The 20616-nt window shown below is 66.4% G+C and carries 17 protein-coding genes and 3 pseudogenes; 8 read left to right on the top strand and 12 right to left on the bottom strand.

The window, feature by feature from the left end:
- Positions 1–13 precede the first annotated feature (13 nt).
- The 3 genes from RVF83_RS06360 (at position 14) to RVF83_RS06350 (ending at position 3511) form a co-directional block, all read left to right on the top strand.
- Positions 14–1189 carry a TY-Chap domain-containing protein gene (locus RVF83_RS06360; protein ID WP_005200700.1) on the top strand — a complete coding sequence of 392 codons (1176 nt, stop codon included), beginning with the start codon at positions 14–16 and terminating at the stop codon, positions 1187–1189.
- A gap of 154 nt (positions 1190–1343) precedes the next feature.
- Positions 1344–2138, top strand: coding sequence for a hypothetical protein (locus tag RVF83_RS06355; protein WP_005200698.1), 795 nt, complete (start codon positions 1344–1346; stop codon positions 2136–2138).
- Between the two features lie 95 nt (positions 2139–2233).
- Positions 2234–3511, top strand: a complete 1278-nt coding sequence (locus tag RVF83_RS06350) for a TY-Chap domain-containing protein (protein WP_168432616.1) — start codon at positions 2234–2236, stop codon at positions 3509–3511.
- A gap of 3 nt (positions 3512–3514) precedes the next feature.
- On the opposite strand, the gene RVF83_RS06345 is transcribed toward RVF83_RS06350, so the two are convergent.
- The gene (locus RVF83_RS06345; protein ID WP_005199593.1) at positions 3515–4057 is read right to left on the bottom strand and encodes a dihydrofolate reductase family protein; all 543 of its coding nucleotides are present in this window, start codon (positions 4055–4057) and stop codon (positions 3515–3517) included.
- 175 nt (positions 4058–4232) lie between these two features.
- Between RVF83_RS06345 and RVF83_RS06340 the strand changes: the two genes are divergently transcribed.
- Entirely contained in the window at positions 4233–5192 is a 960-nt protein-coding gene (locus RVF83_RS06340; RefSeq protein WP_005199594.1) for a phosphotriesterase family protein, read from the top strand.
- A 3-nt stretch (positions 5193–5195) separates the two neighbouring features.
- On the opposite strand, the gene RVF83_RS06335 is transcribed toward RVF83_RS06340, so the two are convergent.
- A complete protein-coding gene (locus RVF83_RS06335) occupies positions 5196–5999 on the bottom strand; it encodes an SDR family oxidoreductase (RefSeq protein ID WP_005199595.1) in 804 nt (267 codons plus the stop codon).
- Between the two features lie 628 nt (positions 6000–6627).
- Between RVF83_RS06335 and RVF83_RS06330 the strand changes: the two genes are divergently transcribed.
- The gene (locus RVF83_RS06330; RefSeq protein WP_168432614.1) at positions 6628–6843 is read left to right on the top strand and encodes a hypothetical protein; all 216 of its coding nucleotides are present in this window, start codon (positions 6628–6630) and stop codon (positions 6841–6843) included.
- Positions 6844–6984: 141 nt separating this feature from the next.
- Here the strand turns inward: RVF83_RS06330 and RVF83_RS06325 are convergent, their stop codons facing one another.
- Positions 6985–8220, bottom strand: coding sequence for an ISL3 family transposase (locus RVF83_RS06325; protein WP_423133011.1), 1236 nt, complete (start codon positions 8218–8220; stop codon positions 6985–6987).
- 142 nt (positions 8221–8362) lie between these two features.
- Between RVF83_RS06325 and RVF83_RS06320 the strand changes: the two are divergent.
- Positions 8363–9695, top strand: a pseudogene (locus RVF83_RS06320) (DUF222 domain-containing protein); the annotation flags it as partial.
- Positions 9696–9726: 31 nt separating this feature from the next.
- Here RVF83_RS06320 and RVF83_RS06315 read toward each other — a convergent pair.
- Positions 9727–10665: an IS3 family transposase gene (locus RVF83_RS06315; RefSeq protein ID WP_020169777.1), complete on the bottom strand. Its 939-nt coding sequence runs from the start codon at positions 10663–10665 to the stop codon at positions 9727–9729.
- Complete coding sequence (locus RVF83_RS06310) at positions 10662–10952, bottom strand: transposase (RefSeq protein ID WP_005195137.1); 291 nt, start codon at positions 10950–10952, stop codon at positions 10662–10664. Before RVF83_RS06310 ends, RVF83_RS06315 begins: the two co-directional genes overlap by 4 nt.
- A gap of 45 nt (positions 10953–10997) precedes the next feature.
- Here RVF83_RS06310 and RVF83_RS06305 point away from each other — a divergent pair.
- A pseudogene (locus RVF83_RS06305) lies at positions 10998–11298 on the top strand (HNH endonuclease); the annotation flags it as partial.
- A gap of 60 nt (positions 11299–11358) precedes the next feature.
- On the opposite strand, the gene RVF83_RS06300 reads toward RVF83_RS06305, so the two are convergent.
- On the bottom strand, positions 11359–12270 hold the full coding sequence (locus RVF83_RS06300) for an alpha/beta hydrolase family protein (RefSeq protein ID WP_005200484.1): 912 nt from the start codon (positions 12268–12270) through the stop codon (positions 11359–11361).
- Between the two features lie 179 nt (positions 12271–12449).
- Here RVF83_RS06300 and RVF83_RS06295 point away from each other — a divergent pair, with 179 nt between their 5' ends.
- Positions 12450–13625, top strand: a complete 1176-nt coding sequence (locus tag RVF83_RS06295; protein WP_005200482.1) for a hypothetical protein — start codon at positions 12450–12452, stop codon at positions 13623–13625.
- Positions 13626–13700: 75 nt separating this feature from the next.
- On the opposite strand, the gene RVF83_RS06290 is transcribed toward RVF83_RS06295, so the two are convergent.
- From RVF83_RS06290 to RVF83_RS06265, 6 genes and pseudogenes are all read right to left on the bottom strand, one after another.
- Entirely contained in the window at positions 13701–15272 is a 1572-nt protein-coding gene (locus RVF83_RS06290) for a hypothetical protein (RefSeq protein WP_005200480.1), read from the bottom strand.
- A gap of 97 nt (positions 15273–15369) precedes the next feature.
- Positions 15370–16206: an HpcH/HpaI aldolase/citrate lyase family protein gene (locus RVF83_RS06285; protein WP_005200478.1), complete on the bottom strand. Its 837-nt coding sequence runs from the start codon at positions 16204–16206 to the stop codon at positions 15370–15372.
- Positions 16203–17366 carry an acyl-CoA dehydrogenase family protein gene (locus RVF83_RS06280; RefSeq protein ID WP_005200476.1) on the bottom strand — a complete coding sequence of 388 codons (1164 nt, stop codon included), beginning with the start codon at positions 17364–17366 and terminating at the stop codon, positions 16203–16205. Before RVF83_RS06280 ends, RVF83_RS06285 begins: the two co-directional genes overlap by 4 nt.
- Positions 17367–17442: 76 nt before the next feature.
- On the bottom strand, positions 17443–18828 hold the full coding sequence (locus tag RVF83_RS06275; RefSeq protein ID WP_005200474.1) for an MmgE/PrpD family protein: 1386 nt from the start codon (positions 18826–18828) through the stop codon (positions 17443–17445).
- Positions 18825–20037: pseudogene (locus tag RVF83_RS06270) on the bottom strand (CaiB/BaiF CoA transferase family protein). Before RVF83_RS06270 ends, RVF83_RS06275 begins: the two are co-directional and overlap by 4 nt.
- Positions 20034–20594 (bottom strand): MaoC family dehydratase, encoded by a 561-nt coding sequence (locus tag RVF83_RS06265; RefSeq protein WP_005200470.1) that lies wholly within the window; start codon positions 20592–20594, stop codon positions 20034–20036. Before RVF83_RS06265 ends, RVF83_RS06270 begins: the two are co-directional and overlap by 4 nt.
- Between the last annotated feature and the right edge of the window lie 22 nt (positions 20595–20616).

Genomic DNA, 20616 nt, shown 5'->3' with positions numbered 1-20616 from the left:
AAAGGAAGTCGACATGACGCCCGACTTCACCGTGGACTCGAACATCGATGACGCCTGGCGCACATTCCAGTTGCACGTCGGCGACCGTCTGGCCAACCTCACCCCCGGCTCGACGCTCACCATCCAGCAGGACCCCCTGATCCCCGAAGGCCCCCACGGCAGGCTGCGATACACCCTCACCGGGTCGAACCGTCTGCGGTGCACCATCGACGACACCGATCTGCACCCTACCGAGGAGTACTTCCTCGAGCATCTCGAGATGCTCGCCGACCTCGGCTGGCGTCGACTGCGCAACGGCACGCACATCTACGAGGTGGGCCGCCGACGCGTCGACGAACTCGCCCACGCCACGGTGGCCACGCTGCGTCGGGTCTGGGAGGTCGTGCACCCGGCCTTCCTCGACCACACCCCGGCTGCGCGCGCCGAACCGCAGATCGAGGTCGCCGTCCAGCCCTTCGACGACGACCACCTCCGGGCACTGCTCGTCCGTTCGCTCGAGGACCTGACCGGTTGCCTGATCCAGACCGACGCCGACGGCGACATCGCCCTGCCGACCAAGCCCGTGTCGTCGTGGCTGAGCCCACGGTCGGACGCACCCCGACTCGAGTTCTTCGCCCGCCTGGCCGGCGACATCCCCGACCGCAGGCGTGCCGCCGACATCGTGGCGGCGCAGCCGACGATGGGTTCGGCGGTCCGCGTACACCTCCTGCAGGACGAGGTCTTCGCGACCCTGACCCTCGAGTGCGCGGTCTTCCACCCCCACAACCTGAGCTCCGCGCTCGCCGAGTGGTTCAGCTTCCTCGCCGACTGCGCACCGAACGTCATCGAGCAGATCACGCAGACTGCGGCACCGATGCGGCCCGAGACCGACGAACGCCTGCCGGATGCGCTGCAGACCCTGTTGGAACTCGATCCCGACGGTCGGTCGCTGTCCGCCCACGAGGTCGCCAAGATCTGCCGCTACAACCAGGCCGACATCCTCTCGTTCATCCACACCTGCGAGGAGCAGTACCTCACCTGGCGGCGTTCGGCGGCCGACGCGGTCGCATCCGCCGACTCGACCGAAGCCGACGCGTGCCGGCACGAGGCCGACGCCTGGCGGGCCACGACCCACAATCTGCGCGCCGCTCTCCGGGTCGTCGTGCTGTCCGACGACGACGTCCCCGACCGTCGTCCGACGGCCAAGTAGCCGCGAACCGGACACGGCTCTCCCCCGCGTTGGTATTCCGGTAGTCCACCCGGAGGATTACGGTCCCGTACACGAGCGCCATGGTGGTGTGTGCGCTATATCGGTAGTGGGTCTCCCGCGGGCGGCCCCGCCGGGCATTCCATCGGAGCAACGCATGACCCTCACCACCGACCGCAGCATGTTGACGTTCGCCTTTCCCGAACTGGGGCCCGACGCCCGCCTGCATGTCGTCTTCCCGCGGACCATGCGCGCCATCGATACCCACGACCGCGCCGCACTGACGGCGGACATCGCGTTGCCACTCGCGCAGGGCTCACCGACCGGTGACGCCGACGCCGTCATCCCGCTGTGGCAGTCGGAGGCGACCTGGATCGACTTCTCCTCTCCGCATCAGCATCCATTCCTGGTGATGGTCGGCGTGGACGGGATCAACGCGATCAGTGGCGAGCCGTTCACCGGGACACCCGACTTCGCCACCGACGACTACATCGAGGTGCCGACGCAGCAGACCTTGGCGTCGTACCGAACGGCCACGGGTGATCACCGGCAGTTCGTCGCCCCGTCGATCAACACCGGGGCGAGACCGGATGCCGGCGGGACACTGGTGCAGCTGACGGTCATCCCGATGCGGACCGACGCCTGGGCACGGCGACGCCGCCACACCTCCGCGAGTGCGTGCGTCCTCTGCGACATCTCCCGGGCCGAGCAGGCGCGCGCACAACCGCGGATCGCGGCGCCTCGGGTCACCGGCCCGCTGGAGTCCGCCGACACCTGGGATCCGACGCGCACGGGGTCGACGGCCGTCCGGATCGTCAACTCGGTGATGTGGGGGTCGCTCACCGGCGGCTCCCCGCGGCACTCTCCGCTGACGTGTGCGGACTACATCGACCGCCGACTTCCCTGGCACACGAGCTTCGGGGAGACGACCCGGCATTCGACTCCCCTGTAGATCTCACCCGGGTGTCAGGAAGGCGTCGTAGTATTCGGGTTCCGCAGGTTCGCCGGCGGCCGCCCAGCACGAGGACCCAGCCCTGAGGAGTGCGAATGTCCCCCGATTTCGATGCCGTCGTCGAGGCGGCATGGCGGGACTTCACCGAGACCCTCGCGGGCCGGGTTCCGCAACTGGTTCCCGGGCAGTCGTTGACCGTCGTGGAGGCCGCGGCGGGTGGCTGGCGCAGGCGGATGACATTCGCCGTCGCCGACCAGGACCGGTTGCGCTGCACCATTTCCGCGGGCGATCTGACGTGGACCGACAAGGACCGCTGGATGCGGCAGGCCACCTACATCGTCGACCGCGGCTGGTGCCGCGTGGAGGGCCGCAGCGCCTTCTGTTACGAGGTGGACGACGACCGTTTCGGTGACCTCGCCCGCGCCGCCGTACGAGCTCTGCGCGAGGTGTGGGGGGTCATCCACCCGTCGTTCGTCAGCATCGGCGACCCGTCGTACGCGCGGCACCATCTGGCGTCGGGATCGGCCGACGTCGAGAACACCGACGACGCCTCCGGCACCGACCGGCACGGCCGCGAGTTCGGAACCCACGCGCTCGACCCCGAGACCACCAACGCCGACACCATCCGCTTCGCATCGCTGGCCCATCCGCTCGACGCCCCGGTGGAGAGTGGTGTCGTGCCGCAGTCCAAGGATCATCTCGTCGAACTGGTCCGCGCCGCGATGGCCGCAGCCGGGCGGCCCGTGGTGATCAGTCCGCGCAAGGCGATCTTCCTGCGGTCGTCGGGAACGTCGTTGCTGCGGCCCACGCGCGACGGACGCGCGCTGGAGATCGTGACGATCCTCAGCTCCGCGGTACCGCCCCCGTCGGTCCTGGGGATGTTGATCTCCGAGTTCTCCCCGCGCTGGCCGGAGATCGCGGTGGTGGTCCGCAACGGTCTGGTCTACGCGCAGCGCCGCCTCGACGTGGCGGTGTTCAGTCCCGCCAACCTCGACGCCGCGCTGCGTCGATGGGACGAGTTCGCCGGCACCGCCCGCGCCGAGATGATCACCCGGCTCGAAGGGAACAAGAAGGCCACGCATCGGTGTCGCGGCGAACGGCTCCCCGGGGCGCTGCTGGGACTCCTGCGGGTCAACCAGAAGCCGGGCAGCAAGTTGTCGCCCAACACCGTGCTCATCGCCTGCCGCAGCGACCCCGAACGCGTGCACGAGTTCTTCGACATCTGCGCCGCCGAGATGCGCGAGTGGATGGACAATCTCGCCTCGGCCCGCAAGGCCGAACTCGGCGAGGAGGAGATCGCCTTCTGCGAGGCGGAGCACCGCGCCTACGCCGAGGTGGCGCAGTTGCTCCTCAGTGCGATGGAGCTGACCTGACGTTCAGGCGGTCGAGGAGTACGACAGGTGCACCACGCCGTTGCCGAAGGACTCCGTCTCCACGAGGGTGAGCGGCAGGTCGGCGAGACCGTCGAAGAGGCGCGCGCCGCTCCCGAGGACCACCGGGTAGACGAGCAGATGCAGTTCGTCGATCAGCTTGTCGCGCAGCAGAGCTCGGACCAGCGTGCCGCTGCCGCTGACGTACAGGTCGCGGCCCTTCTTGAGTTCCCGGATCCGCTCGGGATCGTAACCGCCGATGATCTCGGAGTTCTGCCAGCCGGTCGTCTCGTCGAGCGTTGAGGAGACGACGTACTTGGTGGTGTCGTTGAAGAACGGAGCGCCCGGGTCGTCGTCGACGGTCCGGGTCGACCAGGCCGGCGCGAACATCTCGAACGTGTTGCGTCCCAGCAGGATTCCGTCACATGAGCCGGTGATTCCGGCCAGAACCTCACCCATCCGGTCGGTGAACCCGTACGGCATCGTGAAGGCCGGGTTCTCGTAACTGCCGTCGAGGGTGACGAACTCGTGGACGTGGATCTTTCCCATCGGAATGCTCCTGTGTGTGCGGTATGCGTTGTGTTGTCACGATGTCAGACCGGAGGTTCCACCGGAACTCATCGGTGGCCGGTGGCGGGCCGTCGAAACCACCCCGCGCCGGAGGAGGGTCGATTAGGGTTCGGCGCAGCGGGTCCGCAACGAGGCGGCCCCGGAGGAGGTTCGCGTGGCCACCGTCCACACCGCAGCAGGTCCGATCGATTCCGCCGATCTCGGCAAAGTACTTGTGCACGAACACGTCTTCATCGTCGGCGAGGAGTTCCGGCAGAACTACCAGCACGACTGGGACGAGGACGCGAAAGTCGCCGAGGCCGTCCACGACCTCGCCGAACTGAAGGAACTGGGGATCGACACCATCCTCGATCCCACGGTCCTCGGGCTCGGCCGGTACATCCCGCGCATCCAGCGGATCGCCGAGCAGATCGACCTCAACATCGTCGTCGCGACGGGGCTCTACACCTACAACGACATCCCGTTCCAGTTCCACTACGCCGGCCCCGGGCTGCTGTTCGACGTCCCCGAACCGCTGGTGGAGATGTTCACCAAGGACCTCACGGAGGGCATCGCCGACACCGGTGTCCGCGCTGCATTCCTCAAGTGCGCCATCGAGGCCGAGGGACTGACACCGGGCGTCGAACGGGTGATGCGTGCCGTCGGACAGACCAGCGCGCAGACTGGCGCACCCATCACCGTGCACACCAACCCGCACACCCAGTCGGGGCTCGTGGCGCAGCAGGTGCTGGCCGAGGAGGGTGCCGATCTCACCAAGGTGGTCATCGGCCACTCCGGCGACAGCGTCGACCTCGACTACCTGATGCAGCTCGCCGACGCCGGATCGATCCTGGGCATGGACCGCTTCGGCCTCGATCTGCTGCTGCCGTTCGAGGAGCGGGTGAACACGGTCGCCGAACTGTGCAAGCGCGGCTACGCCGACCGCATGGCACTCGCCCACGACGCGTCCTGCTTCATCGACTGGTTCGACCAGGAGGCAAAGAAGCAGGCGGTGCCCAAATGGAACTATCGCCACATCAGCGAGGACGTCCTGCCCGCGCTGCGCGAACGCGGGGTCGGCGACGCCGACATCACGACGATGCTCGTCGACGTCCCGCGTCGCTACTTCGAGTAGCCGCTACCGGCCCTGCAACGAACGCTGGTAACGACGCATACCGCGCAGCCAACGGTCGTAGTCGGCGCCCTTCTGCCGGTACATGTCCAGCACCTGTGCGTGCGGCAGGATCAAGAATCGTTCGTCGGCAACGGCTTCCAGCACGATCGCGGCCACCGCGCCCGGGGTCAGGACCTCGCCGGCGGTCTCGACGGCCTTCTGCATCAGCTTCTGGTCCGCGGTGGCCGAATCGTCCTCGGGCCGGAGCAGTTTGGTGTCGACACCCATCGGGCACAGGCAGCTGACGCGCACTCCGTCGTCGCCGTGGGTGATGTTGAGCCACTCGGCGAAACCGACCGCGGCGTGCTTGGTGACCGAGTACGGTGCGTTGCCGATCTGGGTGAGCAGGCCGGCGGCCGACGCCGTGCTGACGAAGTAGCCGCTCCCCCGCTCGACCCACTCCGGAACGAGACGCCGTGCGGCCCGGATGTGGCTGCGCAGGTTGACGTCGAGCGCCAGATCCCACATCGCCTCGCCGGTGTCGAGGCCGCCTCCGCGACCGATACCGGCGTTGGCGAAGTACAGATCGACGGGTCCGAAGGTGGACTCGGCCAGGCGGACCGCCGCATCGATGTGCTCGTCGTTCGAGGCATCGCCGGCGAGCGCGACCGCGGACTCTTTCAGTCTGTCGGCGACACTGTTCGCCGATGCCGCGTCGAGGTCGGTGACCACGACCTTCGCACCCGCCTCGACCAGAGCGTGCGCGAGCGCACCACCGATCCCGCCTCCGCCGCCGGTGACGATTGCTACCTTGCCCGCGACGTCCATGGGATCTCCTTCGATCGGTGAGTCTGGTTAAAGACCTACCAGACACTCGAATCGGCGTACTTCGCTGACCCGCGCATGTGGGCCCGCGTCGGGGTCTGGCCACACCGCGTGCGAGGTGGGACACTGGAGGCCATGACTGCCGGGCTTTCGCCGCCGGCGCATGCCGAACTCGACGGCATGCTGGCGGAGCTCGCGCAGGGGGCCATCGAGTGGGCGGCGATGCCACTTCAACAACGCTCAGATCTGTTCTTGCGTACGCGCACGACCGTCGGCCAAGTGAGTCGACGCTGGGCGGAGATCTCGATCCGCATCAAATCCACCCCACCGTCGGTGCGCGGCGAAGAGTGGCTGGCCGGCCCGTACAGGTGCAGCGTTTCTGCGCGACGCCGTCCACTTCGCGAACACCCGACTCGCGGGTCAGCTCGGCGCCTGCGTCATCGTCTCCCCCCGTGAACGCAAGACCCTCGGACCTCGCCTCAATGAGTCACTCGCCGATCTGCGGTACGGAGCGATCGGGGCGAACTGCTGGACCGCCTTCGTCTTCCTCTCACCGACGCTCACCTGGGGCGCATACCCGGGCAACACCCTCGACGACGTCGGCAGCGGAATCGGCGTGGTACACAACGGGTTGTTGATACCCAACCCGGAGAAGTCGGTGGTGTACGGCTCGTTCCGCCCGTTCCCACGGTCCTGGCTGGGCGGCGAATCCACCATCGCCCCGCCGTCTCCGGTCTTCGTCACCTCAAAGGCGAACAACTCGGCGTCGAAGGCCCTCACCCACTACGCGGCGCGGCCCGGCTGGGCACGCATACCGCAGGTGTTCCGGTCGATCCTCTTCCCGTGAACTCGGGGCCGTCTGGACTCGTAATACACCATCGCACCGACAAGACCGGGGTCTGCATAACCGGAGCATTCTTGTTGCACGGCAACAGATTAGAGTGGTATGGTCGAACATGTATGGTCCTCCTGACGGTTTCGTGGGTCACTACTGGTGTGGCAGAGCAGGACACGCCCCTCCTCGCGTGAGTGTCGACATCGCGATGAGTGCTTCTGGTGAGTGAAATCCGTAGGCCCGTTTGGTCAGTGCCCTCAGATGCGTGTTGGTGGCCTCCACCCGGGCGTTCGATAGGCCCACGACAACGGAGTTGTAGATCTGGATCTGTTGCTGTCGTACCGATCTGGAGAGACCGACGAGTTCGATGATTCGACTAAGATCAGCTCGATGTAACCAGTGCTCGAGCCGTCGCCACGTGCCGGAATGTTCCCCGGTAACGATGTGGCGGAGTTCCTCTTTCAGTTGATACGCGCGAGCGAGTTCACTATTGGCGCGTTTGACGATCAGCTCACGGGTCCGCTGTTGACCGGGGGTGAGGTTCTCGGGGTTCTTCAACAGTGCCCACCTCAGATTCCTACGATCGTCGTTGGAGAGACCGTGGATCCGGTTGAGGACCCGGCTACGACAACGGTCCACGGCACGGGTGGCCCACTGGACGACATGAAACGGATCCATGCATCGAATGGCATCCGGAGCACGTTCTGCAACAACCGTTTCGATGTACTGACCCGCGTCGGCGCTCACATGGGTCAGCTGTGCACTGCGCGTGGCGCCGAGCTCGTCGAAGAACTGGCGAAGCGTCTTCTTGGTTGCACCCTCACGCGCCCACACCAACCTGCCGGTGTCGTGGTCGACGATCACCGTCAGATATCGCCGACCTTTTCGGTAGGCGATTTCATCGATACCAATCCTGCGCAACCCATCCATTCGGTCGGCCTGTCCGGTGTGATCGGCAACGACTCGAGCGATGATGCGTTGCACTGTTCGCCACGACACCCTCATGTACTCACACACCGCGGATGATGGACTGTGCGCGGCGAGCCAGGCGACCGTGTCGTCGAATCGGCGCGTCATCTTTGCTGCCGGCCGTGCCCACGGCACATGTTCTGTGACGACGCCGTGCAGGCTGCAGTCGACCCGTCCAATGTGTCCTTGCAGGTAGCAGCGCATCCCGCCCAGGTCGAGGTGTCGCCAACGGCGCGGATGGTGTGGACGGTCATAGCCTGGTCGACGCCGTCGACAGTGTGGACACCGCGAGCCCTGCCTGCGTTTCGCACGGACCGAGACGACCAACAACTGGCCGTCATCGTCGTCTTCAATGGCGACATCAAGAACCACCAGGTTCTCGATCTTCAGCAACTTCTGCAGTAGTCTAGTAGCGCGCAACGCCCTGCTCCTCGGTTTAGTCTTCGCAAACCAAACCTTAAGTGAGACAGGGCGTTGCGCGCTTCAGGCGCACCGGGAGGCACCCACAGAACCGTCAAGAGTGCCACATGTATTCGAACTACGGCATCGGGGGGTGACCGTCATGACCGATATCGCATCAACCGATGTCGCTGATGAGTCGTCTCCGGTCGGGGTGCCCGCGTTGCTCGATGAACTCGATACGATCATCGACCAGCTGCAGACCGCGGGTTTCACCCGCCTGTCCGATACCGAGGTCGACGACGCCGGTGTCCGTATCGAACAGGCCATCGCCCGACTCACCTACACCGGTAACCAGCAGATCGTCGAAGCCGACCAACGCGACCTGCCCCGTAAAGCCGGCTACCGCAGCGTCATCGACTACATGAAACACCGGTTGCGTATGGCCTACCCCGGCAAACGCCTCAAACAAACCAGGGCCACCGCCACCTACCCCGACGCCACCACCGGCGCACCCCTCGAACCCGTCCACCCCACCCTCGCCACGGCGTTCGCCGCCGGACAGGTCGGGTCGGCGCATGTGCATGCGGTGATCGACGTGCTCGACCAGATCCCCCACGCCCTCGACCACGATGTGCAGGTTGCCGCCGAACGCACCATCGCCGAACAAGCCGTCACCCTCACCCCCGACCAGATCACCGAAGCCGGCGCCCGCCTGCTGGGTTACCTCGATCCCGACGGCACCCTCACCGACGACACCGACCGCAAACGCCGCCGCCAGCTGTACCTCCACCGCCAACGCGCCGACGGCACCGCCAAGATGACCGCCACCCTGACACCCGAACTCCTGGCACGGGTGTCGATGTTCCTGGCCGTGTGGGCCAAACCCGGCATGAACAATCCGAATGACCCCGACTCACCCTGTGGCTCAGTCGAGGATGCCGATCCCGACGCAGTGGCGGCCGCCGCCGAACGTGATGACCGCTCCCCCGGCCCAGCTCAACCACGACGCCTTCAACGCCCTGCTGAAAGCCGTGCTCGAGGACGGCATGCTCGGCAAGAGTCACCGCGGACTACCCATGCAGGTGATCGTCAAAGCCGACCTCAACGACCTGATCCGCGAAGCCGGCTATGCCGTCACCGCCACCGGCACCCTGATCCCGATCACCGACCTCATCCCCATGGCCGCCGACGCCCAACCCTGGCTGGCCGTGTTCAAAGACGCCACCGCCATCCCCCTCTACTTCGGACGCGGCAAACGCCTCGCCACCCGCGAACAACGACTCGTCTCCTTCGCCCGACCCGATGGCGACACCTGCTCCACCCCCGACTGCGGTGTGCCCGCCGCACACGTGGAAGTACATCACGCCCAACTCGACTGGGGACTCGGGGGACTCACCGACATCACCGACCTCGCCCCCGCCTGCCCCAAACACAACCGCATGGTCGGCAACCAACCCGGCCAATACACCACCCGCATGGTCCGCAAAGGACCCTGTGGTTCCCCCGGAATCGTGGAGGACTCCTCTATGCGGCTTCGGGCTCGGTGACTGCGGTGTTCTCGTAGTCGACCGGACTCATCATCCCGATCGCGCTGTGGCGACGCTGGTGATTGTAGAAGCCGTAGCACCACTCCAACACGACCGCCTGCGCCTCCATGATAGTATGGAACTCGTTGCGTGACAACACTTCCCACTCCAAAGAAGAGAAGAATGCCTCCGCTGCGGCGTTGTCGAAACACGATCCGACCCGGCCCATCGACTGCCGGATACCCATCTTCTGGCACAGCCTGGTGAACCGTTTCGCGGTGTACGTCGACCCACGATCGGTGTGGAAAATCAGCTTCTGCGCATCGTCATCACGCCATATCGCCTGCATACCGCCCCGCGTGGCGACCGCCATCTCGATCGCCGCACACGCCAACGCTGCATCCGGGTGACGACTGGTGGCCGCCCCCAGCAGGCGGCGACTGTAGAGGTCGATGACCGTGGCCAGATACAGCTTGCCCGCCGCGGTCGGGATCTCGGTGATGTCGCCGACCCACCGCTGATCGGGGCACTGTGCGGTGAAATCGCGACCCAACAAATCGGGGAACTTCGGGGCGGTCTTGTCCTGACGGGTCAGCCCGTTGCGCCGGCGGATCCGCCGCGCGACCAGGCCCTGACGACACATCGAATCAGCGACAGTCTTCTCGGTCACCGTCCACCCGTCAGCACGCAGATCCGCATGCAGGCGCGGTGACCCGTGCAGGCCGCGGGCCTTGTCGAACGCCACCGCCACGGCCCGGTCGATGGTGTCCCGGCGATAGTCGCGGGTGGTGTGCAAACCCGTTGCCGCACCCGGCGATTGGGTCCGCTTATGCCATTTGTAGAACCACGCCTCGCTGACCCCGAGCAGCCGGCAGGACACCGCGTGTGGCACCCGATAGTTGGTCCTCTGGTCGGCGATAAAGCGTGCCACGCTCACTTCGTCGCCTCCTTCACCCACAGGACCACTGATCGCTTGAGGACATCACGCTCCATGCGCAGCTCGGCGACCTCGTCACGCAACCGTTTGAGCTCAGCAGCGTCATCAACGGTCAGCTCGCCGCGGCCCTCCCGCTCGGCGCGCGCCCGGTTGACCCAGTTACCCAAGGTGCCCTCGTTGACCCCCAGGTCTCGAGCGACCTGGGCGATCGGCTTACCTGTCTCCTCGACGATCCGGACCGCCCCATCACGAAACTCCCGGTCGTACTTCTTCCGCTTCTCTGGCATCGTGCTCCTCATTATCGATGCCTCTACGGTTCGGGGGGAACCTCACCCGACGAAGGCCGCGCCACCTGGCAACTCAACACCGAACCCGGCACACCACCCCAACCCCGAACGCATCAACCGGCGACCCGACATACCCCGACGATTCGCCGAACACCTACAACACGTACGCACCGAGATCCACGGACCCGAGCAGGAGTCCGGCGATACCCCGCGCCTACAGATGCGTCAGGTCATCGACCTACGGGATGCCACGCCCGTCGAACTCGTCGTCGCCTCAGCACTTCTCGACCACGCGTACCAAGACTCGGGAAGGGAAGGTCACCCACCTTTCGGGGCTCATCGCTAACGCTCCTCACACCTCAGGGAGCGACGCGGCGTGCACCCACGGAGCGGGATGGGGCGCAGGTCAGCCGTTCACCTCGTCGACGTCGTCCAGGTCTGCGGACGAAGCGCCGGTGATGATGTCGAGGACCTTCGGGTACTCGGGCGCAGTCGAGGTCACCACCGAGCCGTGGTTGCCGCCCGGGAGCAGCACCGCGGTGGCCTCGCCGCCCCGCTTCACGACAGCGTCGACGTATCGGCTCGAGTTGGCCGACGAGACCATGCGGTCGCCGGTGTTGTGCACGGCGACCACCGGCGTCGACGGATCGATGTTCTGGATGGGATCGACCATCGTGTACCGCTGCGGCACCTGACGCGGGGTGCCACCGAGGGCGGTGACGATCCGGTCGTCGCCATGCGTTGCGGCATAGACCATGTCGAGGGGACCAGCGAGCGAGACGACGCGCGTGGGCCGGAACACCGGCCGCGCACCGACCTCGTCGTCCTCCAGCTTGTGCCGGGTCCCGCCCCACACGGCGAGCTGGGCACCCGCGCTGTGTCCGACGACGAGTTCGTCGTCCGTGGTGATCTGCGGGAACTGCTTGTCCACCACCGAAACGTGGTCGAGCGCGCTCGCCACGTCGCGGAAGGTCGTCGGCCAGCCGCCGCCCGAGCCCACCCGTCGGTATTCGACGTTGTAGACCGCCATCCCACGCTCCGCGAGATCTCGTGCAAGCGGATCGAAGATGTCCGCGCCCAACGCACTCTGCCAAGCGCCACCGTGGATCAGAACCACGAGCGGAATGGAATCGACCCGCTGTTCCCCTGCCGGTAAGTACAACTCGGCCCAGTTCTGTTCGCTGTCGGCCTCACCGGGCGTGGGGTACTCGAACCGATGAATGGTGACCTCGTCGAGGTACTCGGCGGCTTGGCTGGTCGCCGTCTGGGTCTTGACCGGACCCGAGGCCGACGGATCGTCGGCACTGCACGCGGTCAATCCCAATCCCGCCGCGAGCGCCAGACCCAGAAGTCGAAGTGGGACAGGAGACCAGCGGGATCGTCGGGGATCTCTCGAAGTCATCGAAGGCATCAATTCTGTGCCCGCCTTTCCGGCCACGAGGCCATACTGCATTCTGCCCCATAAGGTAAAGCGAAAGTAAATCCAGGGGTGAGTAATTGGCGATTCTGCGCGGCAAGCGAACGATCACGGCGCCGATCGTCGTCACCGCCCTCACGGTGATCCTCGCCGGGTGTGCGACGTCGGCGAATTCGGCTGTTCCCGAACCGATCCCCGGTACCAGCATCACATTGTCGCCGACTCCGCCGCCAGCGCCCACGCGATTGGCGTCGAACGTCCCGATGAAGCGCCTGGCACCCGGGGAGAAGCCGCCGCAGTTCATCCTGTTCTCTTTCGACGGCGTCGGGATCTCGAAGAACTGGGATCTGTTCCTGCGCACCGCCGCCGAATCGGACGCAAGATTCACGGCACTGATGACCGGACTCTATTTCCTGACCGACGCGAACAAGCGGCAGTATCGGGGTCCGGGATACAAACCCGGTGAGGCGGCTATCGCATTCGGGGGATCGAAGAAGGACGTGATCGAAGAGATCACCTACCTCAACCGGACCTGGTACAACGGCCACGAGATGGGCACCCACTTCGTAGGCCATTTCTGCGCGGGCACAAAGAATCCCGGTAAGTCGTGGACCAGTGCCGAATGGCGTCACGAGTTGGCTCAGTTCTTCCGGCTCATGACGCAATGGCGCGAACTCAACGGAATCCGCACGGGACCCGACCTCGCCTTCGGTCCCGAGGCCGTGAAAGGCACTCGGACACAATGCCTCGAAGGCTCGATGAAGGCACTCTTTCCTGCGCTGCGCGCGTTCGACATGACGTGGGACTCGTCGATGCCGGCGTCGCGGCCGGGCGTCTACTGGCCGTCGAAGATCAACGGCATCTGGGAGTTCCCGGTACCCTACGTCTGGTCACCGGCGTTGAAGCAGCGTCAGACGGCGCTCGACTACAACTTCTGGTACAGCGTCAACAAGGCGACCGACCGGCCGGCCGATCGTGCGCGGATCGCCAGGGTCGTCACGAGCACCTACGACTACATGCTGCGCCGGGCCTACGAGGGAAACCGTGCCCCGCTGGTGATCGCCAACCATCTGAACACCTGGAACGCCAACGCCTTCAACCCGGCGACCGCCGCATTCATGCGACGCGCATGTACGAAACCGGACGTCATCTGCGCCACCCATCAGGACGTCATCGCCTGGATGGAGTTGCAGGACCCCGCGGTTATCAAGAAGTGGCGGTCGATGGCCGCCGTGGCCACCGACGCGAGTCGTTAGTCACCGACGCGAGTCGTTGGTCACCGACGCGAGTCGTTGGTCACCGACGCGAGTCGTTGGTCACCGGCCGCGAGATCACCTGACCGTCAGGGGCACCGTCGTGATGGACCCACCGGCACGCACCGTTGCGGTCAGCGGGGTCCAGCCCGTCCAGAGATCCACCGGCACATCGAGCGTCGCGCCCGGCCGGAGGGTGACCGGAGTCCGGGTGACCGCACCCCGGTCGGCGATGGTGTCGCTGCGTTCTACCGCGACCTGGAACTTCTGCGAACGCCCCTCGGTCCGCACGGTCACGCCGACCGGTGAGGTGGCCCCCACCGACACCGACGAGCCCGGGCCGACGGCGAGCTGCGACGTGTCGACCGAGACCGACCGCAACGAGTCCTCGGTGGCGACCTCGAACACGGCTGTCGTCGGTGCCGACGAACTCACCCGCACCGCGTGACGAACCGGATCGACATCGAGCGCCGATGTCGCACCCGCCGGGACCTCGAGGTCGCCGACCGCCACCGCTCCACCCGCGCTCAGCACGGTCGTGTTGATGTCGGCGGTACGCCCCGCCTCTACACCGTCCACGACGATGCGGAAACGCTTGCCCGCCGGCACGGAGAATCGTGCGGAATTGTCATTGTTGAACAGAATCCGCTGCTCGACACCGGGAATCGGCTTGCCGGACGGATCGGTGACCCGGACGTCCCAGTCCACGTCACCGACACCCTGCGCCGTGCCGTTGGTGTCGCTGACCAGCACCACGGTGTCGTCGGTGCGCAAGTCGGGATCCTGGTGACGCTTCAGAACCTGGGCCAGCGGGACCAGCATCATCCTGTTCTTCGGCGAGCCCTGGTACAGCATCGTCGGCTCGGACGGGTTCGTCGCCGTCGAGTAGTACCAGGAGTCGGCGGCGGGGTCGACGACCACCATCTTCTCCCGGCCCGGGAAATTGTTGTCATAGACGACGATTCCCTGCTTGCCGCCACCGAGGTCACGGAGCGCGATCGGTGTGATCGCATGCCCGGCGGAATGTTCCTCGTCCGTATAGATGGCGAGGATGTAGTTGTCGTCGCGCGACCATGCGGTACGGAGCTTCGACAGGGCCTGCGGCACCGACACCTGCGATGCGGTGAGGTCGGTGGGAAGGAAACCCTGGGTGATGAACAGCCGGGCGATCAACTCGTCGAGGGGACCCGACGCGGGCATGCTGTAGACGCTCTGCCCGGGCAGCGCCAACGGGAACTGGCTCAGCCGCTTCGTGTTGTACAAACCTGCCAGCGCCGCCATGCCGTAGCAATGACCGCCACTCATCGACGCGTTGAATTCCGCCATCACGAGTTCGGCGACGGTGGTCGGTGAGCAGATGCCGAGCACGATGCGGGCGCATACCTCGTCACCGAATACTGCGCGCATTCCCTCGGTCGTGAGTCCGCGCCGGTGCAGGGCGTCGTTGGGCCCCCAGTTCTCGAAGGAGAAGCCATCGCTTTTGACGTCGAAGCCGGAATGCGCGACGACTTTGCCCGCCTGTGGATTCACGACAGGTGCGGCGGCGGAAGCACCGGCCCCCACCACCGAGAACGTCGCCGAAATCGTCACCGCGAGTGCCGCAACCAGCGGACGCGTCGACCGTCGAGAATTGCCCAGACCTTTGCGCATCGCTAAACATTAGCGGACAAATCAGGCAACCTGAACGGTTCCTGAGGAAACCTCGACCCCTATCGGCAACATGTCACAGAAACGTCGTTCGCGGGGATCAGAACCGACGAGCCAGAGTCCGACGCGCGATCCGGGCGACCGCCTCGTCGATGAGCCGGCCCGCACTGTCGGTCGCCGCCCCGTTCTCGGCAGCGTCGAAGGCAGCCAGTACGTCGACCGCTGTGTCCACCTCGGCCGCAGTCGGCGCGAGACCGGAACGTGCGGAAGCGATCTGACGCGGATGGATACACGCCCGACCGAAGAACCCGAGCCCGGTCAGCCGCCGCGTCTCCGTCTCGAACGACGCCGGGTCGTCGATCACCGGAGATGCGGCCGCGAGCGGTGGCCGGATCCGTGCCGCCGCCGACGCGGCCACAACTTGTGATCGCGCCCAGAGCAACTCGTCGCCGACGAACGGCGTCACCCCGAGATCAGCTGCCAGGTCCACCTCGCCGATCTGCACGAACTCGACACGGGGGCCGGCGGCGATCGCCGGCGCATTCACCAGACCGGCATCGGTCTCGATCAGCGGTGAGACCGGAGTCCGCGGACGGCCTTCCGCAGCCTCGAGGTCGGTGAGCATCCGGTCCACGCGATCCAGCGTCGCGCGGTCATCGCATTTGGGCAGCCAGATGCCGTCGGCCCCACACCGGACCGCCATGGTCAGGTCGTCGAGGAGCTCGGCACCGGGATTCACCCGTACCCACGTGGGCACCCCGGCCGGGTCGCGCTTCTCCAGCCAGGTCCCCACCGCGATGCGCGCGGAGTCCTTGGCCGCGACCGGTACCGCGTCCTCGAGGTCGAGGACCACGGCGTCGGTACCCGATGCAGTCGCCTTGCCGAAACGTTCGGGCCGGTCGCCCGGTACGTACAGGTAGATCAGCAGCGAACTCATCCGACGGTGACGGTTCCGTTGACCAGCGCCTTGGCGATGACGGTCCGCATGATGTCGTTGGTCCCCTCGCCGATCGACATGAGCGGCGCGTCGCGGTAGTACCGCTCCACGTTGAACTCGGTCGAGTAGCCGTAGCCGCCGTGGATACGCATCGCCTCCAGGCTCGCGGTGATCGCTGTCTCCGAGGCGAAGTACTTCGCCATACCTGCCTCCCCGTCGACGCGTGCACCCGAATCCGCCTTCGCGGCAGCCCAATACGTCATGAGACGCGCCGCCTGCAGCTGGGTGGCGATGTCGGCGAGCTTGAGCTGGATCGCCTGGAAGTCGGAGATCGGCTTCCCGAAGGCGGTGCGCTGGCGTGAGTAGTCGAGCGCCGCGTCGTACGACGCCTGCGCGATGCCGACGCTGCGGCCGGCGATGTTGAGGCGGCCGATCTCCAACCCGGACAGCGCCTGCTGCATACCGCGGCCCTCGACCCCGCCGAGCAGTGTCGACGCCGGTACCCGCACCTCGTCGAGGAAGATCTCGCACGATTCGGTGCCCTTGTAGCCGAGCTTGCCGAGGTCTCGCTGCACTTCGAATCCGGGGGTCGTGGTGTCGACGAGCAGGATGCTCATGCCCTTGTGCGCCGGCGAGGCCGACGGATCCGTCTTGACCAGGACGGGGAGCACATTCGCGTGGCGCGCGTTGGTGATCCACGTCTTGGTGCCGCGGATGACGTAGTCGTCGCCGTCGCGGGTGGCGGTGGTCTTGATGCCCTGCAGGTCGGTGCCCGCGCCCGGTTCGGTCAGTCCGATGCCGGTACGGCATTCACCGCTCGCCAGCCGGGGCAGCCACTGCTGCTTCTGCTCCTCGGTGCCGTGGCGCGCGATCATCCAGCACGCCAGGTTGTGGCTGCCCAGGATGCCGGCGATACCCATCCAGCCGCGGGCGATCTCCTCGTACACGAGGGTGAAGGACACCATGTCGAGTTCGAGTCCGCCGTACTCCTCCGGGGTGGTGATCCCGAACAGCCCCATGTCCCGCAGTCGCGCGACGATCTCCGTGGGATAGCGACCCTCGCGTTCCCATTCGTTGGCGACCGGGATGATCTCCTTGTCGACCAGTTGACGGAGCGCCGACCGGAAGTCGCGCTGTTCCTCGGTGAAGCTGAAATCCATTGCGTAATCCTTGATCTGAGGGTGTGAGCTGAGACGTCGGTCCGGATCTGGCCGCGGACCGGCAGGTGAAGAGGAGTCAGCCCGCGGCGAGGATGTCGGCCGCGAGGCCGGCGATCGGTGCGACGGACGGGGCGTCGCACAGACCGAAGACGGTCCGGACGAGCGCGTCGGAGGTCTCTCCCCCGCCACTGTTGCCCCGGAACTTCTCGGCGACCGCGGCATCGTCCATCGGCCGGCCGGAAGTGCCTCGGCTGCAGGGGACCTCGCCGACGAAGCGAGTGGAGTCGTCCAGGGTGATGACCGCCCGCCCGGCGGCGTCGGCGGCCGGGCGGTCATCGGGTACGGGCACGACCTCGACAAGTCCGGCGGTGGCGGCCACCTCCGGTCGGACGATCGAGTCCTCGGCGTAGGTGTCGACCGTGACCGATCCGTCGTGGACGAGGGCGGCGACGCTCCACGGCAGGTCGAACTTCGCGTCGTAGATACTGCGCGGGCTGCGGGTTCCGGTTCCGGGGCCGCAGACGATGTCCACGCTGTCGGGATGGACGTCGACACTGATGGTGGCGATGCGCGACGCCGACACCTCGATGCCCGATCGCGCGGCCTCGGCCAGAGCCTGCGCCACCGCATCGAGCGAAGCGTGCATGAGCTGACAACTCGGATACGGCTTGATGCCGATACCGGCGCTTTCCCAACGACTTCCGAGATCGGCGACGATCACGTCGGGATCGACGTCGCGGTCGGCGAGCGCTCGGTAGAGACCGCGCCTGCCCTCCAGCACAGACTCCGGACCGCTGGCCCCGGCCAGCGCCAGGCGTGCGGCGAGGACACCGCTGAAACCCGCGTTCCCCGGATGCAGGACCTTGGTGTTTGCCCCGGTGTCGAGGAATTCGAGCAAGCCGCCCGCCGACGACGCCGCGATGCCGATGGCGTCGGTGAGGCGATCGGCGTCGGCACCGTACAGGAGTCCGGCGGCGACGGCACCGGCGAGCGGACCGACGACGGCGGTCGCATGGAGGCCGCGTGCGTGGAAGCCGTGCGGTGCGGCCGCGCCGAGTCGACAAGCGATCTCCAGGCCGGCCACCAGCGCGGTCACCGTCTGCGCACCGGTCGCGCCGACTTCCTCGGCGACGGCCAGGACGGCCGGCGCCACGACCGTCGTCGGATGCACGAGCGCACCGGCATGCGTGTCGTCGAAGTCCAGAGCGTGCATCAGAACGCCGTTGGCGAAGGCCGCCGCAGGAGCCGAGATGGCCTTGGGGTCACCGAGAGGATGTGCCTGCGGCGGACCGCCGAGCCCGCGGGCCACGGACAATCCGGGGCCGCCCTGGTCGAGTCGACGGGCGCCGATCGCATTGCCGATCCCGTCGAGCAGATGCCGCAACGCCGCGCGCCGGGTGACCTCGGGGATGTCGTCGATCTCGAGGCCCGCGGCCCAGGTCACGAGTCGGCGGGCGGTCACGGTGTGGCCTGTGCGATCGAACCGAAGGCACCGGCGTCGACGAGACCGCGGACGTCCTCTGCGCTGTAGCCCAGCAGTGCCATCACCTCGTCGAAGTTCTCGTTGCGGCGCGGTGCCCGACGATACTCCGTGGGCTCGTTGCCGAAACGCACCGGTGAGGTGACCTGCCGGACCTCGCCCCACACCTCGTGTTCGGTGGTGGCGATGAGGCCGCGCGCCAGGGTGTGCTCCTCGGTCAGCGCCTGCTCGACGTCGTTGATGGGACCCGTCGGCACCCCGGCCTCGGTCAGCAATGACACCCAGTGATCGACCGTGGCCTCGGCGAATCGCTTCTCGAGCAACGGCAGCAGTTCGTCCTTGTGCTCACCACGGGCGGTGAAGTCGGTGAACCGCGGGTCCTCGAGAAGTTCCGGTAGCCCGATGGTCTCGGCCAGCCGCACCCCAGAACTTCTCCTTGGCACAGCCGACGACGAACCAGCCGTCGGCGGCCTCGAAGGCCTGGAACGGCACCAGCGAGGGATGCGCGGAGTTTTTCGTGCGACCCGGGCGGTAGCCGGCGTTGAGGTGCCAGGCTGCCGGGTAGGTGAGCATCGAGATGGCGGTGTCGTAGAGCGAGACGTCGCAGTCGCCGCCGATCCCGTCGCGCCGAGCGGCGTGCAGACCCGCCATCAGGCTGAGCGCGGCAACATAGCCACCGCAGAAATCCACAAGGGAGAGACCGGATTTGGTGGGCGGCCCGTCGGGATCGCCGGTGAGGTCCATCCAGCCGGCGAGGCCCTGCAGGATGTAGTCGTAACCGGGTTGCTTGGCCCGGGGACCCGTCATGCCGAATCCGGTCAGGCTGCAGCAGACAATCGCCGGGTTGAGGTGTTTGAGGTCGTCGTAGGTGATCTTGATCTTCGCCGGGACGTCGCCGCGCAGGTTCGAGTAGACCGCGTCGCTGGTGCGGACGAGGTCCTCGAACACCTTGCGTCCGCCCGGTGTCCCGAGGTCCAGCGACAGACTGCGCTTGTTGCGGTTGAAGGTCTCGAAGAACAGCGAGTCCTCGCCCTTGTTGTAGGGCGGAACGTAGCGCCCGACGTCGCCCCCGGAGGTCGGCTCCTCGATCTTGAGCACGTCGGCACCGAGGTCAGCGAGGTGGACACTGCCGAACGGACCGGCGCCGTATTGTTCGACGGCGATGATCCGGACGTCCTCGAGCGGCCTCATGACCGCGCGTCCTCGGTCTCGGCGCCGGCGACTAGCTCGGCCAGCGAGGGCGCCTTGACCTCGGGGAAGTAGTTCTGTCCGATGCCGCTCTCGCGGGTGGCGACCATGACGGAGCGATTCCAGGACACGACGACCTCGCCGTCCTGATTGACCCCGCGGGTGATCATCGACACGATGCCCGCGTAGGGACGAGACCTGGACTGGCGCAGATCGGTGCAGATGCTCTCGGCGTAGATCGTGTCACCGACGTACACCGGATGCTGGAGTTTGACGTCGGTGAACTGGAGGTTGGCGACGGCGTTCTGACTCATGTCGATCACCGACAGTCCGAGTACCAGGGCGATGGTCAGCCCCGAGTTCACGATCACCTTGCCGTCGGTGATGGGATTCGTCCGGGCGAGATGTTCGTTGAAGTGGTTCTGGTTGGTGTTCATCGACAGGCACGTGATCCACGCGTTGTCGGTGTCGGTGATCGTGCGGCCCATCGGGTGTTGATAGACGTCGCCCACGACGTAGTCCTCGAAGAAGCGTCCGAGAGTGGCGGGATGGGTGGTCAATGGTCCTCCTACAAGGCTGCGG

The organism is Gordonia rubripertincta, from assembly GCF_038024875.1.
Lineage (GTDB): Bacteria > Actinomycetota > Actinomycetes > Mycobacteriales > Mycobacteriaceae > Gordonia > Gordonia rubripertincta.
Note: the sequence above shows the minus strand (reverse complement) of the source record. Positions and strands in the feature narration are given on the sequence as shown.

What these genes read in the sequence shown, in the direction of transcription:
- RVF83_RS06290 (WP_005200480.1), bottom strand. Translation starts at nt 15,272, where the DNA reads ATGCGCAAAGGTCTGGGCAATTCTCGACGGTCGACGCGTCCGCTGGTT.
- RVF83_RS06280 (WP_005200476.1), bottom strand. Translation starts at nt 17,366, where the DNA reads ATGGATTTCAGCTTCACCGAGGAACAGCGCGACTTCCGGTCGGCGCTC.
- RVF83_RS06345 (WP_005199593.1), bottom strand. Translation starts at nt 4,057, where the DNA reads ATGGGAAAGATCCACGTCCACGAGTTCGTCACCCTCGACGGCAGTTAC.
- RVF83_RS06335 (WP_005199595.1), bottom strand. Translation starts at nt 5,999, where the DNA reads ATGGACGTCGCGGGCAAGGTAGCAATCGTCACCGGCGGCGGAGGCGGG.
- RVF83_RS06360 (WP_005200700.1), top strand. Translation starts at nt 14, where the DNA reads ATGACGCCCGACTTCACCGTGGACTCGAACATCGATGACGCCTGGCGC.
- RVF83_RS06350 (WP_168432616.1), top strand. Translation starts at nt 2,234, where the DNA reads ATGTCCCCCGATTTCGATGCCGTCGTCGAGGCGGCATGGCGGGACTTC.
- RVF83_RS06285 (WP_005200478.1), bottom strand. Translation starts at nt 16,206, where the DNA reads ATGAGTTCGCTGCTGATCTACCTGTACGTACCGGGCGACCGGCCCGAA.
- RVF83_RS06310 (WP_005195137.1), bottom strand. Translation starts at nt 10,952, where the DNA reads ATGCCAGAGAAGCGGAAGAAGTACGACCGGGAGTTTCGTGATGGGGCG.
- RVF83_RS06355 (WP_005200698.1), top strand. Translation starts at nt 1,344, where the DNA reads ATGACCCTCACCACCGACCGCAGCATGTTGACGTTCGCCTTTCCCGAA.